The sequence below is a fragment of the Halobacillus hunanensis genome (assembly GCF_900166655.1).
Taxonomy (GTDB): domain Bacteria; phylum Bacillota; class Bacilli; order Bacillales; family Halobacillaceae; genus Halobacillus_A; species Halobacillus_A hunanensis.
In genome coordinates this window covers 817,760-835,173 of sequence record NZ_FVZB01000007.1, presented here as the reverse complement: position 1 = coordinate 835,173, position 17,414 = coordinate 817,760, and the positions used below count along the sequence as shown (strand labels likewise).

Annotated in this window: 14 protein-coding genes; 4 read left to right on the top strand and 10 right to left on the bottom strand. The window is 32.1% G+C overall.

All coding sequences use genetic code 11. The annotated features are described in order from the left end of the window. Positions 1 to 606 precede the first annotated feature (606 nt). Positions 607 to 1,593, bottom strand: coding sequence for a HEPN domain-containing protein (locus B5354_RS16850; RefSeq protein ID WP_079529962.1), 987 nt, complete (start codon positions 1,591 to 1,593; stop codon positions 607 to 609). 67 nt (positions 1,594 to 1,660) lie between these two features. Between B5354_RS16850 and B5354_RS20575 the strand changes: the two genes are divergently transcribed. Then, positions 1,661 to 1,834, top strand: coding sequence for a hypothetical protein (locus tag B5354_RS20575; RefSeq protein ID WP_176142524.1), 174 nt, complete (start codon positions 1,661 to 1,663; stop codon positions 1,832 to 1,834). Between the two features lie 186 nt (positions 1,835 to 2,020). Here the strand turns inward: B5354_RS20575 and B5354_RS16845 are convergent, their stop codons facing one another. The 6 genes from B5354_RS16845 to B5354_RS16815 form a co-directional block, all read right to left on the bottom strand. Next, positions 2,021 to 2,260, bottom strand: a complete 240-nt coding sequence (locus B5354_RS16845; protein WP_079529961.1) for a hypothetical protein — start codon at positions 2,258 to 2,260, stop codon at positions 2,021 to 2,023. Positions 2,261 to 2,300: 40 nt separating this feature from the next. Next, positions 2,301 to 3,143, bottom strand: coding sequence for a DUF4238 domain-containing protein (locus tag B5354_RS16840; RefSeq protein ID WP_079529960.1), 843 nt, complete (start codon positions 3,141 to 3,143; stop codon positions 2,301 to 2,303). A gap of 19 nt (positions 3,144 to 3,162) precedes the next feature. Then, positions 3,163 to 3,315, bottom strand: a complete 153-nt coding sequence (locus B5354_RS21125; RefSeq protein ID WP_079530620.1) for an HNH endonuclease — start codon at positions 3,313 to 3,315, stop codon at positions 3,163 to 3,165. A 698-nt stretch (positions 3,316 to 4,013) separates the two neighbouring features. Then, a complete protein-coding gene (locus B5354_RS16825; protein WP_079529958.1) occupies positions 4,014 to 5,945 on the bottom strand; it encodes an AAA family ATPase in 1,932 nt (643 codons plus the stop codon). Then, a complete protein-coding gene (locus tag B5354_RS16820) occupies positions 5,933 to 6,463 on the bottom strand; it encodes a hypothetical protein (protein WP_079529957.1) in 531 nt (176 codons plus the stop codon). Before B5354_RS16820 ends, B5354_RS16825 begins: the two co-directional genes overlap by 13 nt. Positions 6,464 to 6,466: 3 nt before the next feature. Then, positions 6,467 to 7,693 (bottom strand): phospholipase D-like domain-containing protein, encoded by a 1,227-nt coding sequence (locus tag B5354_RS16815; protein WP_079529956.1) that lies wholly within the window; start codon positions 7,691 to 7,693, stop codon positions 6,467 to 6,469. A gap of 189 nt (positions 7,694 to 7,882) precedes the next feature. Here B5354_RS16815 and B5354_RS16810 point away from each other — a divergent pair, with 189 nt between their 5' ends. The 3 genes from B5354_RS16810 to istB all read left to right on the top strand — a co-directional run bounded on the left by B5354_RS16810 (position 7,883) and on the right by istB (position 10,390). Further along, positions 7,883 to 8,062, top strand: a complete 180-nt coding sequence (locus tag B5354_RS16810; RefSeq protein ID WP_079529955.1) for a hypothetical protein — start codon at positions 7,883 to 7,885, stop codon at positions 8,060 to 8,062. Between the two features lie 163 nt (positions 8,063 to 8,225). Continuing rightward, positions 8,226 to 9,671 (top strand): IS21 family transposase, encoded by a 1,446-nt coding sequence (gene istA, locus B5354_RS16805; RefSeq protein ID WP_342743024.1) that lies wholly within the window; start codon positions 8,226 to 8,228, stop codon positions 9,669 to 9,671. Beyond that, positions 9,668 to 10,390 carry an IS21-like element helper ATPase IstB gene (gene istB, locus B5354_RS16800; RefSeq protein ID WP_079529953.1) on the top strand — a complete coding sequence of 241 codons (723 nt, stop codon included), beginning with the start codon at positions 9,668 to 9,670 and terminating at the stop codon, positions 10,388 to 10,390. The genes istA and istB overlap by 4 nt, the downstream gene beginning before the upstream one ends. Positions 10,391 to 11,256: 866 nt before the next feature. Here the strand turns inward: istB and B5354_RS16795 are convergent. Genes B5354_RS16795 through B5354_RS16785 form a run of 3 tightly spaced genes read right to left on the bottom strand, consistent with a single transcriptional unit; the run spans position 11,257 to position 17,394 of the window. After that, a complete protein-coding gene (locus B5354_RS16795) occupies positions 11,257 to 14,475 on the bottom strand; it encodes a type I restriction endonuclease subunit R (RefSeq protein WP_139377158.1) in 3,219 nt (1,072 codons plus the stop codon). 14 nt (positions 14,476 to 14,489) lie between these two features. Beyond that, complete coding sequence (locus B5354_RS16790) at positions 14,490 to 15,713, bottom strand: restriction endonuclease subunit S (RefSeq protein WP_079529952.1); 1,224 nt, start codon at positions 15,711 to 15,713, stop codon at positions 14,490 to 14,492. Next, the gene (locus B5354_RS16785; protein ID WP_079529951.1) at positions 15,706 to 17,394 is read right to left on the bottom strand and encodes a type I restriction-modification system subunit M; all 1,689 of its coding nucleotides are present in this window, start codon (positions 17,392 to 17,394) and stop codon (positions 15,706 to 15,708) included. Before B5354_RS16785 ends, B5354_RS16790 begins: the two co-directional genes overlap by 8 nt. Positions 17,395 to 17,414 lie beyond the last annotated feature (20 nt).

Genomic DNA, 17,414 nt, shown 5'->3' with positions numbered 1-17,414 from the left:
CAATTAAAATACATTTACCATTGAATTCTAAACAAATATGAGTAATAGTATGTCAAAAAGTATGTCAGTTAATCGCGAGCTGGCATGTATCTTTATTAGGAGTAATAGCCCCACTTCTAACTCCATCATGAAACTCTTTTATAGCCAGATTTCACTCATATTTTCATTAATGCTAGGTAGTTCTTAAAATATTCCTCTGCAATTAAGTGTACAATTTAGCCAGGAACTCAAGTGATTAGATATTTCCCACCTCTTAAAGAGAGATCAGTAAGTTAATTCTTAGTTAGCTCCTCAACCTTGCTTCTTGTCCTCTCAATAAAGTGTTATATAAAAAGGCAAATAAAAAGGCAAATAAAAAGGCTTCCGATTATGGAAAGCCCTTCATACCAATGGTTTGAGTTGTTAGAAATAGTACCGGTAGGCAGGGTCGAACCGGCACTCCATGAGGAACATGATTTTGAGTCGTGCTTAAATTTTCATTTACCTTTATGTATCTTCAAGGACTGATATTAAACGTAATTCGCAATTAATTGGTTTTGTATAAAAAAATCTGTTCACACGATTTATAACAATCATACAAGTGATTTCCTTATGGTTCGACAGTTTTTAGGATAGAATTAACTCTTTAAACCGACTCTCTATATCCTGAGTGTTGTCTTCACTATAAAGGTTCCTAAGTTCTTCGTTGCTAAATATGTACAATATCAAGTTTCTTAAATACTCATCCAATTGAGTCGAGATATTTTTTAGGACGTCTATCTTCTTAAGTTTATTTTTGTCAATTCTATCACCATGTACAAAGGATGACCTTACTTTATAAGCGTCAGAAATTGTATTATATATATCCAACCTTTCCTCGACATCTTCCCCTAACAACCTAGCCGTCCTTTCTGCTAACTTATGAGTTAATTCGCTTTTACTTGTGGAGAGGAGTGTTTCAAAAAGAGTACAGTACATTGCAATTCTACTGGACAAATCATATTGGTTCCTACAAGCTTGCAATAAATATAGAAAACGTTCTATCCTAGTTGTTTGTTTTTTATCGTTCAATATTTCTAATGTCTCTTCGCTATTCTTGTCAATATGCTGGTTATTGAACAGGATTTCAACAAATTCTCTAACATTCGTCAATTCTTCATCCGTAAACTTTACATGTTCATTATTACAGTTAGCGTTAGAAAACATAGGTGATCTTACATTAGAGGTAACAGTAACGGGAGTATTGTCATCACTTTTAATATATATAAACCCTGTGTCCATAGAAACACCATTGTCTTTTTCCATCCATAGATAATTGCAATATGATTGAGTTAACCTCATATGTTCATCTAAAAATTCTACTTTTGAAATATGATCTTCAACGTAATAGCCCTCAGGGATTTTACCCGTAGTGTACATGTATGGATTCTCAAACAAACTGTTAAATTCCAATTCGCCAACTGCTTTTTTGAAAAAACCATTATCACTACCTATCATATCTTCCAACCTCTTACTGCTATTAGATATTCTTAACCCCTCTATTGCTAACTTTCCCTTATTGTAGAGTTTTTCAGTTTTTAAATTATGTAAGCTTATAACATAAACGTATTTCATTCAGTGCCTCCCTAACAATCTATGTGTGGTATATTATAACAAATATTATGGAAATTGGAGTGGTTTTATGGAATTAAGGAAGCCGATTGCAGTTAATAAAAGAGACAAACCGGTAATTATTTTTGAAAACGGTGTTGAGTTAATAGAATTACCTTCCATCCAAAAAGCAGCCGACTGGTTGAAAAAGTATATAGGAAAAGATACAAAGTCTTTTAATGCTGTCCATTCTGGATTTTTTTGATGAACCATGGTATTACGATAAGGAAAGAACTTTTAGATTTACTACAGATGACAATATCAAAAGGTACAAGCCTTATGAAATAGTCAAAACAAGAAATAGTAATAAACTTCTTTCAACAGGTTATTGGACATTCATCTGCAATCCTGAATACTGGGCGATAGATGATTTTCTACAATCAGGGGAAGTTTACGATACATTTTCCATCAGAGATAAGTCATATAAAGATTTACATATATTACCGATTGTTAACGTATTGTCATTCACCTGAAGAGGCTTAATGTCAGCAATACCATATAAACGATGGGTCATAGGAGTCATATTATTTGCTTCGGTATAATCTATTGAATAGACCATAAGATCGGTACATCCATCATTTTGGTCGTCAGGTTCTAAACCTAAATCTAATAATTGATTTTTAGTTTTCAAATGAATCGGTACTTCCTCTAAATGCTCATATGTGAAAACATTACTCTCCCCCCATCATTCCCCATATATTTTCAACAAAAGTGAAGTCGTCAGTACATGAGTATAGTTGACGATAACACTTCATAAACTGTAAGTTATTAAACCATTGAACATTGTCTTTATTGAAACTGTACACTGTGCCGTCTATATCTTTTAGTTCTTCGAATTGTTTATCTTTAATATAGAATGTAATTAAATACTTGGGTGTTAAAGGGAGAGCAATTTCATAACTTAACAACGAAAAATCAGCAAATTCTTTCTGATGTTTTTTGTGAACTTCTCTCATGGATTCCCTTTGGGCAAAAGGGTTATCTGAAGTATAAAAGAATTCACTCGTTTCATTCTTTCCAATTACCCAGTAATAATTTTGGAGTAAGTTAGCTGAAATATTGTCTAATAGATCCGGGTCAGAAAATAAAATTATGTGTCCCATTTTCGGGGGTAAGAAAGCCTCTGAATGATATATATCCTGGCTAGTAAATAATCTTACCGATTCTTCACGAAATCTTTTTGTTCTTACGTATTGTAAGGAAAGAAAGGAGGCTATCTCTTTTTTATCATCACTTGTTAAATAGAAATCCTCATCATTTTCAAGTCTCTGAATTAACGAGGGCAGATATTTACTAAATGCACTTTCATAATCTCTGTTTAAATACTTCTCAATACTTTGCATTTTCCCTTTTATAATGTCATAAAAGTAACCTTCACTAGCAATACCTCTTGAGTTCGATGGAAATTTCTTTTCATTTATTTTATCGTAGACAAATATTCGACCATTTTTGTTTGCAAAGTAATTTAAATAAAACTGGGGCACGTAATGTTGGTTTTTTACTATATCAGACATTATCTTAATTCCTCCCCTATCATTTTATTAGACTTTTTAATTGTTTCTTTGTTAACCAAGGCGTTTTCCTATGAAGCATCCGGTGACAGTTAGAACAAACTAAAACTAAATCTTTAAGTTTTTTTATCCCCTGTCTTAAACTTTGAGACGGGATAGAATGATGGCACTCAATAAAACCCTATCCTAACTCCCCATAAGTTTCATGAAAGTCAAATTTACATATCTCGCATTTTAAATTCCCACTTTCAATTGCCTTGTCTTTTTTCTTTCTAACAGCACTACTCTTCCTTTCACGCCCTTTGTGTATTCTGTATAAGACTTTTCCTTCCGGAAATTCCTCTTCCTCATCATCGTTACTGCTTTCCACTTCAGGTAAATGATGTACACCGTTTATAATATTTTCAGCGACTTTACTTAATTTCCCTTTATCTTTAGAGAACTCCTCCCACACGGCCTCTCCATGGATGAAAAATCACGCCATTCCGGCACTTAATATGGATGGGCTCGAACCAAAGACCTCCACCCTGTCAATGTGGCGCTCTCCCAGCTGAGCTACGGAATCATTGGATGAAGTTGTTTTGAATTGGACAAGTACTAATATATGGTCACAAACAGTGACCATGTTGTGACCAAAAAATTACTCTTAAGCACGATAGGTTTCCTACTTTAAAAGAGGTGCAATAATATAGCACCTCTTTTATTTTTTCACCTTATTTTAAGAAAGTTACTCTATCAAGGATTTTTTTAATGATATTATTCTTTAATCTTATGACTCAGCTCGAAATCTTCCTCATATTAGGAGGGTAGTATAGCTCCATTAAATTAAGACGTGAAAACTTAAACTTTTGGTTAAATGCACCCCCAATTAATTTAGTTTTTAATATTACGTTTTTTTAATAACTTATCATTATCATTTAAACGATCAATTAAATATGGTTCTAATTCCTTTGTATATTCATCATATCCACAAGTGACAATAATTTGACAATCTTTATCCTTAAATTCATCAAAATAAGTAAATAGCTTTTTTAATTTATTAATTTCTATCCCTTCATCTTTCATGGTATCGATTATCAAAAGCTTAGGATGACTAATTTGATAATCTTTATCAAGCGACATTTTCAACATAGTAAGATAATAGAAAAGCCTCTTTGGAACATTAAAACTTTGATGCTTATACTCGCCTAGTAACGGCATATAATTTCTATCGAGCTTAACCTCAAAAGGTGAACTTTCATTACCATAGAAGTCATTTAGATAATTACTGTATATATCCTCAAAACTATCAATATTCCCTTGTAAATCATTCTCTTTTTGTTCCTCTAACCTTTGTAACTCATTCTTGTATTTAGATATTTCTTTCTCTAACCTATTCATTTTTCTAATAGAGGTATTTATCTCTTTTCCTTTTTCTATTAGTAGTTTAAGCTCTGGTTCTTTTTCCTTTAGTTTAATGATCTTATCAGTTACTTCATCAATAGTTTGAGCATTAGAGTTATATTCTAAATCCTTTGTAATACTCTTAATTTCCTCTATGCTTAATGATATATCTTTCTTAGTTTTTAAAAGATCTTTTTCTAAAGAATTATATTCATCTTGAAAGTCCTTAATAGTTGAATTTATAGTTTCTAATGTTTTAACTTTAGACTTCATCATTTCTATGTACTCTTTATCGGAATATATAAATCTTGAAAAATCTAGATACTTATCTGAACCACATATGCAGTGACCATCTTCCAAATCAATTTTTTCCAAGCAAAATGGACATTTATCTTCATTAATTATATCTATATACTGAGAAGTAAATAATATTTTGTCAATGTGTTCAATTTCACTTTTAGTATCTTCACCAACCCTTATCGATTTAACCAAGTCTTCTTCCACTTCAGTTAACTTAAACTCAATATTTTTTGACTTATGGGTCAAAGCAACGACTTCCTTTTGCAATTCACTTAGCCTTTCAATCACTTCTTCCCCAAAATGATGCCCCGCTTCTTTTATTTTTTTCCTGGCGCTTTCAAGTCTATTTATCTCTTTTCTAATATCAAGAAGATTTTCTGTTAAATCTTCTTCTCTCAATAGCTGTGTTTGATCATGTAAGTTTCCTTTTATGAGCTCTATCGATTTTTTTTTCTCTCTCTCCTCTTGAAGGTCTTTATTTAACTCCTTTAGTTTATAGTAAACCGAATAATATTGTTCATTATATCCAGACATTAATATTTCAAAAATACTTCTTTTCATAATGTTGCTGTTTTTGTAAAAGTCTGAAGGTCTTATTCCAAATTCATTTATGATTTTCCTATTATCAGTAACTTGATCATGGTACACATATCTCATAATATCTTCGTAATTAACTTTATGCGTACTAGAATTTTGAGTTATTTCGCTTATGTCTATTTCTAACTTTTCAAGAATCCAATCTGAAAAGGTCTTACCTTCCTTCTTATATACATATCCATTTCTAATTAAACTATATGTAACATGAGAATCTTCCTTGCAATCATAAACAGTGATTAAGTTATGCCCTATATTTCTCTTTAATCCGTATTTAGAATTATTAATAGTTATTTCAATTTCTATAGAATTATCGGAATCACCTACAATTTCATTTATAGGCTCATCACTAGTATGTTTAAAATAATCAACATTTAATCCTAATCCATAAACTATAAGGTAGGTAAAGGTAGATTTTCCGTTTTCATTATCACCAACCAATATATTTACACCTGTATGAAAACTGTCATTTTTATAAAAATATTCTTTTCCTTTATATAAGACTGAGTTTATTACTAATTTTCCCATATAGCTACTCCATTTCTTTTAAAAAACTCATTTACAAAAGTCATATAATTTAAGCGACTTAAACTATTAATATTTTTCTTTATTGCTAATATTCTCTGTTTTTCAGTATTAAACCTTTTATCTTCCGCAAATAATTCAAATTCTTCAATATCATTTATAAAAAGGTTTGTTTTATTGGTATCTGCTACTAAATTAATTATTCCTTTTCTTTCCATAATCACTAAAACATACCTAATTAATATAATATTTTCTATAGAGTCGTAATAAATCCTGTTTAACTCTTTATGTATATTGTTGTTTGGTGTTACTTTTCCTTTATAATAATCAATAAGTATTCTTGTCTTCTTTTCATCTGAAATTATTGGTATTAAGAACGCTAATTTTCTATAATCTTTAAACTGTTTTTTTTCACTTTTACAATGTAAATGGTATAAAAGTAGTATAATATTATAAGTGATAAAGTATAGATCCTCACTGTTATTATACATAAGCCGTTTTATATCGAATAAATTCCTCATAATTTACTCCTCATCAAAAGAATAAAAACATTCATCTATTAATAACAAAACAATTTTTTGTACTGTTATATTATTTTTCACTCCATAATCAAAGTCCTTTTTTAAAGATTCTATATCATTAACCACAACATCTTTTATATCTTTCACTATCGACTTTAATTCTTCATGAGTATATTTATCTTTGAAATAAAAGTCATCAAAATACCTTTCCATACTTTCATATACACGATACCTCAAAGCGTTTATTTGCCTTTTATCATACTTTTTTATTTCATCCCTCACTGTTGTAGCTTCTCTATTATATCTTTTCATTGTCTTTTCTTTGAAGCTACTACAAACTGCGTTTATCTTGTCTCTTAGATTTCTATATTTATTACCCTCATCTAATTCATCATTTATTTCTCTCCAATACACATGTAACTCATCGAACTCAAGACTACTTATCCTGCTACTAACCTCAAGGAAAACATTTCTCACTGTTTCATAAGTCAACATTTTTTGGGTAACGTGTTTTTCTGCCATTCTCATATCTATTTTTTCTAGAAGGTAGCTCCTAACTTGTTCCTCTCTATTAACATGATCTATTTTGTAGGATTTACATTCTTTAATTTCAGCATCCAATTCAACAACTAATTGTTCTAAGTCTCCTTCCCCAAATTGAAAAGTAACTTGCTTCAGAAACTGTATCCAATCTTTACTTTTCATTTGAAGTATTTTTCGGTAATAACCCTTATAAGTATTAGGTTTCTTACTATTAATGCGGTATTCATTTTCATATGTATGTAATACAACCTTTGATATAAACTCTGTAACATCATCTCCATATTGCTGAGTAATTAGATATTCTAAAACTGGTTTTGTTAAAGGAGTCAAACTTAATTTACCTAGAAATTCACTTTTCCTTTCTCCTGCATAATCAACATTTGTAAAGAATACAAAGTGCAAAAAAGGGTCACAATTTAACTCGTAATAGTTATCTAGAAAGTTCACTATTGACTTTCTGACTTCTTCACTGATAAAAGTGAAATTTTTACTATACTTTTTATTTTGTTCTAATATTTGTTTACCGTCTTCCCCAACTAAATACCCATCATCTCTATATTCTGGAATAGCTACTATATTAGTTCTAGGGTTTTCTCTTATGAGTTCAAGCATTTTTTTCGCAAGTCTAAACTTTTGGTATCTGAATCCCTCATACTTATCACTTGCATCCCTATTAATTAGTTCCATAACTCAACCTAAATCCTCCCTAAATTATGCATTTTTTGTAATTATACAGTAAATTAATAACTTTTTGGAGGGACAAATAGATTTTGCCGTATAAATCACACCATTGTTCGTACGTAAAACCCTCTTAATAAACATGATTTTCCCTAAATGTCGTATAGTAATTGAATGATAATAAAAGGAGTGTTGAATATGGAGGATGTAATAAAGAAATTAGAAGAATGGGCTGAAATAATCCAAAAACATCAAGGTAACATGGATGAAGAGTTATTGGAGGTATTTTTAGATATGTGTGGTTATGCGGGTGTTCTACAAAGCAGAATTGAACGATTGGAAGTGGAATTATTCGAGGAAAAGAATATAACTCATTAACTTATGTGTAGTGCAATATAGAAGTACAGAGATGTGCAATGAAAACGTACATAACTCTGCACTTCTTTTTTAGATAAAAAAAAAGCCTTGCCAGCCATCCAATATAACTCTACTGTAATTGGTGTCGAATCAAACACAGTGGAGGTCGAGAGGATTGCTAGCAATGACTAAAATCAATCATATCAAAACTTTACGAAATCATGAAGACGTTTCTATTAATGAAATCGCTAATCGGGCTCAAGTGAATTGGCGTACCGCCAAGAAATATGCGGATGAAGAGCAAGTCCCAAAAGAAAAACAGATGGCTCGAAAAGGAATGATGTATGAGGAACATTGGGGAGAAATCGTAACGGACTGGCTTATAGAAGATCGAAAACTAAAGCCAAAACTGAGAAGGAAAAATAAGACCATATTTCAACAACTTCAAGGTCATGGGTTTGAAGGGTCCTACCGGACCGTCTGTTATTTCATTGCTGAGTGGAAAGAAGGAAAGAATAATTCAGAGGAAATTAAAGATAAAAATAGTGAAAGGTTAAATCACCCCCCGGCTGAAGCCCAAGTGGACTTTGGAATAACTGAAGCTGTTAAAGACGGGAAATTTATCGATGTTCATTGTTTAGTGATGAGCCTACCTTATAGTAATGCAGCTTTAACTGTTCCTCTCCCGGGGGAAAATCAGGAATGCTTTTTATACGGGTTAAAGAAGATCTTCGAGCGACTGGGTGGAGTACCGCGAAAGCTTAGAATCGATAATTTGAAAGCCGCCGTTATTAAAGCAAGGGATAAGGATGGCGAAGCCATCTTTACAGATGAATTTCTTCAGTTCGCTAATTTCTATAGATTTGAAATCCAAGCGTGTAATGTGCGTAAGGGGAATGAGAAAGGGCACGTTGAAAATAAAGTAGGATATGTAAGATATAACTTCGTTACTCCTTCTCCAATCATAGAAAGCTATGAGGATCTAACCAATATCTTAAATGAAAAACTAGTACAAGATCGTCAGCGAATTCACTACTCAAAGGAAGTCCGTATTCAAGAATTGCTTGATGAAGAAATGAACCATGCCCTAGCTCTGCCGGAGGAAGATTATCCGATATTTAAAGAAATGAAGGTGACGGCTAACAAGTATGGAGAAATCACTATAGACAGCAAGAAAGAGCATATTCCTAAAGGATATAATTTTAGTTATCTTCATCTAGTACTTTATTGGGACCGTTATAAAGTGGCCTCTCCTTACGGAGAAATTCTTCACTCGGACTTTCGTCCATATATGAACAAAAGCCGAAATATTCCTTGGCTTTCCATTATGAGAGCCTGGGCGTCCAAACCAAGATCAGTTCCTTATTCAAGATATAACCCATATTTGCCAGGGCGCATAGCAGCTTATTTAAATATTGAATCACTTACTTTACGAAAAGAACGATTGCATTGGTTGATCAGCCTATTAATCAATCATGATATGGAGGAAATTAATGAAAGGTTTTATGATCTCCTCCAACACCAATCTGAAAGAATCTCTGATTCTACTTCCCATCCTTACGACGTTGATTGGTCCAAATACGACCTATTACAACCAAACGCGAAAGAGGATGGTGAGCAGCGAATATGAACATTAGGGATATGTGTAAAAGCTTACGATTGGCTTATGTAGCTGACATTTACGAAAAAATTCCATTTGAAAATGAAACGCAATACTTAGAAGCACTCTTCCGTAAGGAATTTGAATTAAGAGAAGAAGCAAAAGCTGAACGTCTGATTAAAAAAGCAAAGTTCGTTAATTATAAAAACCTTGCGGATTTTCAATGGGGAGATCAAATAAGGTTTCCTCCTCAGCTAGATCGTACTGAATTGATAGATCTACACTTTATTTCTCAGAAAGAGAATGTAGTTCTAACAGGTTCTCCAGGTACAGGGAAGACTCATTTAGCGACAGGGTTAGGCCGGGAGGCGTGTAAGAAAGGCTATGAGGTCCGGTTCTACCGAGTGTCTGATCTAGTTGATATGTTAGAAAGAATGTGGAGAGAAGGAAAGCTCCAACTGTTTAGGAATCGCTTTAAAAAAGTGGATCTAATCATTTTAGATGAGATGGGATACATTCCATTTAGTAAAGAAGGAGCCGAGCTGCTTTTTCAACTCATCACGGATTGGTATGAACAGAAGAGCATCATAATCACTTCAAACCTGGAATTTAGTCAATGGAATCGTATTTTTGTGGACTCGAGACTTACGGCAGCTTTGGTTGACCGGGTTATACATCATGCCCATGTACTTACATTTGCGGGAGATAGTTACAGAGTCAGCCATGCTTTATCAAGGCAAAACAACTGAACAAAATCGGCTGGCAAGCTTATGTATTTTTCATTGCATTATTATGTACTTTTCTATTGCAAAACACAACTTACCAACTGCTGCAAATAAAATAGGCCTTGCTACTTTCAGCAAGGCCCTCATTTTAGAAAACGAATTTAGTAAAACTCTATCGTAATGGATTTAAGGCAATGTAGATAATGCCGCCCATTCACTGTATTAACAAATAGTAGAAGATAAGACTTAAAAACCCTTATATAATCGGTGTTACAACTTTACTTCATTAATACGAAGTCAAATAAGACATATGTAGTAATATAAAGATTCCAGTCAATATCCAGTCAGAAGTGCGATCATGCTTACATTAATTCGTGACCCTAAACGACCTCCATTTTGTCAAAGTGAATGTCCTAGTGATCGTTGCCGAGAACCTTGTAATGAATACTATTATTTCTACATTTATAAAAGCTCATTAGGACTGAATCGGAGCATTTTATATAAAATTTGATGAGTTTGGACCAGAATTGGTCCACTAAATGTGTTTAAATCAATAGCTTGGAAGGGTGTTGGGGGACTTAAGATGGATAATAATATGTTAGGTTAAACCCTAACATATAAACCTAAATAACTGCTCATTTGTTGACTTGCCATCTAAATGCTCCCATTAATGGAATAGCAGGTACTGATGTCCCAGACCCTATAGAAAATTAAGTTGTTTAGTGATTGCTAGTTTTAACAATTGTTTTATTAGCTCTTCACTCATCTTCATACTCCCATCTCAATTTTTGAACTATACTTAGAATTGTTTTTTAGATTTTGTAATGTCCCGGATCGACTCTATAAAAAAGGCACCAACATTTCTGCCGATGCCCAACTTTAATTACTCACTAAGAGACAGCACTTTCCATCATAGCTTCTTCCTTTAAATGAGTCATAATAACTTCTGTTTTTAAATTAAACATATCTTTATTATAACTTTCTGGTAATGTTTCATCTAAGATTTTTTCTATTTCAAATTTAACAGCTTGTCTCGGTTGCTCGTCTTTATACCAATCAATAACGTTAGTGTTGCTTTGTTCATTTCTAATAGATTCGTACAGTTTTTTTGCAGATAGTTTGACTTTTTCTACTTCTTTTTTCGATAATTTATCCTTCTTTAACAAGTCATATATTTCTAGCTCTTCTTCAGTCAAACCTTCTTTGACATGGCGTTCATCTTCTTGTTTTAAATTATCTACAAAATCGACTAAATCTTCATAATAATCTTCGTTTGTCGAGTTACCAGCATTATAACGATTGATTAATTCTTTATATCGTTCTACAAAATTAGTACGAGTTTTATTATCTGCTAAAAGTTTTTCTAATTTTTCTTCAATGAATAATTTTAATTCTTGAATTTCTATATTCTTATATGGCGATCTTTTGATTGTTTGGCGAATATCATCGGTATTAATTTCTGATAAATTTAATGTTTTCATTGTTGTAATTTCGTATTTATTTTCTCCAATATCTTCTAGAACATAGCTTGATTGCACACTTAAATCAAGTGTCCTACCAAGTGCTATTTTTGCACTCTCTATATTTTCTTCTCTCACAGAAGCTTTAATCATATCACCTAAGTAAAAAATAACAGGGAGATAATTATTATTCCAATCAAATTCAAAGATTTCCGGTTTACAAGCTTCATGAATGTTCTTACATAAATTCACATAAATCTTAAACTCTTCAAGATATTCATCTTTATCAAGCAATATATCTATATATTTTTGAAAGAGGTGAATCTGATCAAACGTTTCATTTCTTTGAAGGATTGCATCTATATTTATATTTAGCTGATTACAAAACCCTATCGTTTCTTGAATGACATTTTCTAATAACTTTATTTGTTCCTCAATATTTTTCACAGGCATATCGTCATCATTAACAGGATTTGCATAATCACCAAGAGCTTGTTTCATATATTTAAATAAGTTTAAGTAGTCAACGATTATACCAGATTTTTTTCCTGGAAACACCCTATTTATCCGTGCAATTGTTTGCATTAACGTATGACTCTTCATCGGTTTATCTAAATAAACAGTTGAGGTACTTGGTGCGTCAAAGCCGGTTAACCACATGGCACAAACAAATACAAGTGATAAAGGATTGTTTGGATCTTTAAAATTGTCTTCTATGTCATGACCATTTTCATCTATGTGATTCATCCGTTCACGATGCTTTTTAAAATCTAGTCCTTCGTTTTTAAACTTTTCTTCCTCGTCGCCATCTTCACTAACCACAACAGCCATCTCTACTTGTTGCATATATTTAATTTGATTATTAAGTCGTCCCCGTTTTTCTTTTGAAGGAGAACTGGAACGTTCTTGATATAACTTTTTCAACTTTTCATTCCAGTAATATTTTACTTTGTCATACATTCGTACAGTAGTGAATTTATCTACTGATATAACCATCGCTTTCCCTAAAAATCCTCTGTTAGGGAAATGTTCAACAATATCTTTTGCAACAATATTTAAACGGTCGTCACGTTTTAATACTTCATTGGTTTTAGAATAGTAGTTAGATAATTTTTCTTCTTCTTCAGGGGCCAGGTTTTCGTTTTCGATTATTTCTAGATAATCATCTTCGAGAAAATCATTTGTTAACCATACTTCAGGAACTCTTCTTGAGTAATATAAAGGAACAGTTGAACCATCTTCAATTGATTGTGCAAAGTTATATTCACTTACATAATCACCAAACCATTGATTTGTAAGTCTTTTCGCTCCTAACAGGGGTGTTCCTGTAAAAGCTATATATTGTGCATTTGGTAGAGCTGTTCTCATATTTTCCGCTAATGATTTGTATTGAGTACGGTGTGCTTCATCTACAATAACAACAATGTCATCACGTTCAGATAGTATCGGATACTTCTTTCCCTTGTCATAGCGAAACTTTTGTATCAGTGTAAATAAAAAAGGTTTATTCGTTTGTAAATCGTTTCTCAAGGCTGCACCATTTTTAGGGTTTGCCGATTCTTCTTCGGTTACAGTTTCTGTTCTTAAAAAGTTTTTGTAAAGCTGATCGTCCAAGTCTTGCCTGTCTGTAACCATTAAAAATGTGAAGTTACCTGTCATTTTTCTATTAATTTTATTAATGAACATTGCCATTGAATAAGACTTACCACTACCTTGTGTATGCCAAAACACACCAAGTTTACCATTTAACTTTTTACGATTTTCAAATGATTCAATACCATTATTAACACCAAGGAATTGATGGTTTTTAGCTAAAATTTTCGTTCGTTTATTTTCAAAAAGAATAAAATTTTCAACATAATCCAGTAAAGTTTCATGCTTAAAGAGATCATCTAACAAATACTTAATACTTGTGCCTTCTGAACGAATTTGTTGTCGATTTACTTTATCGTCCTCTGTTAAACGTAGCCATTCAAAGAAGTGACTGTAGTTCGCAGTAAAGCTCCCTACTCTTGTTTCAGATGCGTTTGACAGCACACATAATTGGTTAAAGTGAAATAATTGAGGGATATCACGAAAATAATCTTTTAAATTTTTGTTGTATGCTGTTATTAATTTTACATCTGAATTTTTCAGCTCAATAAAAACAAGTGGTAATCCATTTATGAATAAAAGTAAATCTGGTCTACGATGTTGGGTTTCTCCTTTAATCCACATTTGAGAAACAATTGTAAACGTATTTTTTGATGCACAGTTAAAGTCAATAATACGAACAGTTTCATATTGTTTCTTTCCGTCTTTTTCGAACTCTACATTAATACCATTTTTTAATTGTTTATATCTTTCATAGTTAACAACTTCTAGTTCCTTATCTGTAAAAGGAAGTCTAAAATTCTCTACAATTTGTTTAAAATAGCGGTCAGGTATTTGTGGATTTAATCTTTGCAAACTTTCATAGAATACTTGTGGTAATACTACTTCTTGTATGTTGGAACGGCCTGTTCCATCATCTTCATGTTCTAAAACATTTAATGAAGCAAACACTTTATCCGCACTAATATTTGCATTAATAAATTTGTAATAATCATTTTTAGACAGTACTTTTATACAAGCTTGTTCTATCATATCTTCAGTGATTATCTTCCTCACACTATTCCCCTCCTTTACTTCACCTCAATCGTACCGTTCATAAGCCTTGGTAATAGTAAGTCTCTTTGTCTTATTAAATTTTGATTTTGAGTTGTAAAATTATTTATACTTTCGATAATATCACTTAAAAGATGGTTAAACCTTGATAGAACAGTATCCTCAGGAATAATAACCTTAACTCTCTTTAAATTTTCAATTGTTAAAGCACTTTGAGATGTACCGATCGTAGATGATAGTATTTGTTGCTGACCTGCGCCTGACTTTAGCCAATAGTATAAATAATTAGCTAACTTAGCATTAGAACTGCTTTGAATCCATGTTAGATTTCCATCTTTAAAATAAAACGGATTATTATTTCTAACTAACATTGGGACACCAATCGTTCCAACAGACGTTAATAAAATATCATTTTTTTGTGGTGCACCAAATTTCTCTTTAAATTTTCTATATTTCTCATTTGAAATGTAAAGCATATCTGAAATGGTTTCTCCATTCGATAATTGTATTACTTCTTTTGAACGATAGAATGGTACTCCAGATTCTACATAATCAGAAGAGTAGACTCTTTTACTAGATGATATATTAATTAAACTTCCTAGTTTCTTAACTTCCCATCCCCCAGGTATTCCTTGATCAGATTTCGTATTTTTATATCCTGGAAATCTCATTCGCACAAACCATTCTTTATAAATTTCTTCTGCTGTTTGTTCTAAGATTTCAATCCTACGATTATTGTTTTTTATTGATTCATAATATTTTAAAAGTAGATTCCCTATTTTTTCTTGGGTTTTCAAATCAGGTAATTGAATTTTCAACCTAACTAAATCTGATTTATTTAATTCTTGTTGATTAGTTGCACCTCTACCTAATCCAACTAAAACATTTTCATTTAAATGGAGATAGTATGCCAGAAAAGAGGGGATTATTTCCTTATTGGGTCTAACGATAGTGACATGGCTATCTACTAATACCTCTTTTTTATTCCCTTTAAAAAAAGCAACTCTTCCTAAAGTACCGGTCCCGGTTGAATTAATTAATATATCGTTTTCTTTTAAAAATTTTTCTTTGTTATATTTATTATTTTTATCAGTGTTACGTGCAACTGTATATTCTATGTTAAAATTTCTTATACATTTTTGGTTTATCACTTTTATCCCAGAGTCTACATATTTAGGAGTAATTCCTCTTGCTATTAACTCACATACATCTCCTAACTTAACCACTTTCCACTTACTCATATTCAATCACCAAACTATCTAAGTTCTTTTCAATTTGTACTTCTAATCCTCTTGCTTCTTCATTTAATTTTTTCAACTCATCATTTAAATCGGCTAAATTATCTTTAAATTGCTCTGCCGTCATACCGTCATCTTCTATAACAACACCTACATATCTTCCAGGGTTTAATGAATAATCTTGATCGATAATGCCATCTTCACCATCAAGTGTCGCTACCTTACATAAGCCAATTACATCTTGGTATTTACCATCTGGAAATCGTTCTAATAACCAATCAATCTGTTTTTGGAAGTACTTTTTCTCTTCATCTGATGTTGCACTATCTCTACTTTCCTCATACTCTTTAATAAGAGCGTAAAAACTTTCGCTATCTTCTTCATATAAGCGATTAATTATTGCTAAGTTTTTTATTTGTTCATCCGAAAATTCTCTTAAAGCACGATCGATTTGAGTAAAAATATTTCGAGCATCTATAAATAGAATTTCATCTTTCTTTTTCTTTTGCCTATCAAAGAACCATAGTGTTGCTGGTAATGTAACTGTACTGAACATATTGGATGGAAGTGCAACCATTTGCGAAACACTACCATCTTCTATTAATGCTTTACGGATTTCTTTTTCGCTATGCCCTGCGTCTGAAGCCGAGTTTGCCATAACGAGTGCTGCTTTTCCCTTTTCATTTAAAGCAGTCGCAAATTGGTTAATCCATAAATAGTTTGCATTTGGTACTTTAGGCTTTTTTCCTTTTGTTTGTGGTACACCATAAGTATTGAACCTATTCTGATTCTTCACCAAGTCTAATTCCACATTATCTACATTAAAAGGTGGATTTGCCAATACATAATCAAAATTCCCAAAAGAATTATACGGGTCAGCATAATAGGAGTTTGCCTCTGTTATTTCACCACGTATATTATTTAGAAATAAGTTCATTTTAGCTAATTTAACTGTCTCACCAGTTCTTTCGACACCGTAAGCTCTTAAATTTAAAGGTTGTCCGCCATTTCTAACTTTGTGAGCTTGTGCGTAATGTGCTGTTTGAACAAACATTCCTCCTGAGCCACAAGCTGGATCTAAAACTTTACCTTCTGATGGTTGCAATACTTCAACCATATAACGTACAACCGTTCTTGGAGTATAGAACTCTCCGCCACCTTGTCCTTCAGCTAATGCAAAATTTCCTAAAAAGTATTCATACACTTCTCCAAAAATATCATTTTCAAAATCTGTCGGGATATCATTAAAGTTTCTTAATAACCTATTTAAAATTTTATTATTATCATCGGTATTTAAATCATGATAATTATCTTTTGGTAATACGCCAACAAATTCGGGCGAAAACTTCTCTATACCTTCCATCGCTTCTTTTATTTTATTAGCAACATTCTCTTCTTCACTTAGATTAAGTAAATAGGAGTATCGTGACTGTTCTGGTAAATAAAACCCACATTTTTCAATTGCAATTTCTTCTATTTTCTTTTCACGTCTTCCACCTTTTAATGCTTCATATTCTTTGACAATTTCATCTTCGAATTGTCCGTATTTATCATCTGCAAACTTTAAAAATATTAATCCTAATACAGGAATCGAGTATGCTGATGCTTTTAAACCAGAATTTGCACGTAATTCATCGGCTACTTCCCATAAGTTTTTCTTTAAGTCATTTAGTTTCTGATTCAACGAAAACTCTCCCTACAAAT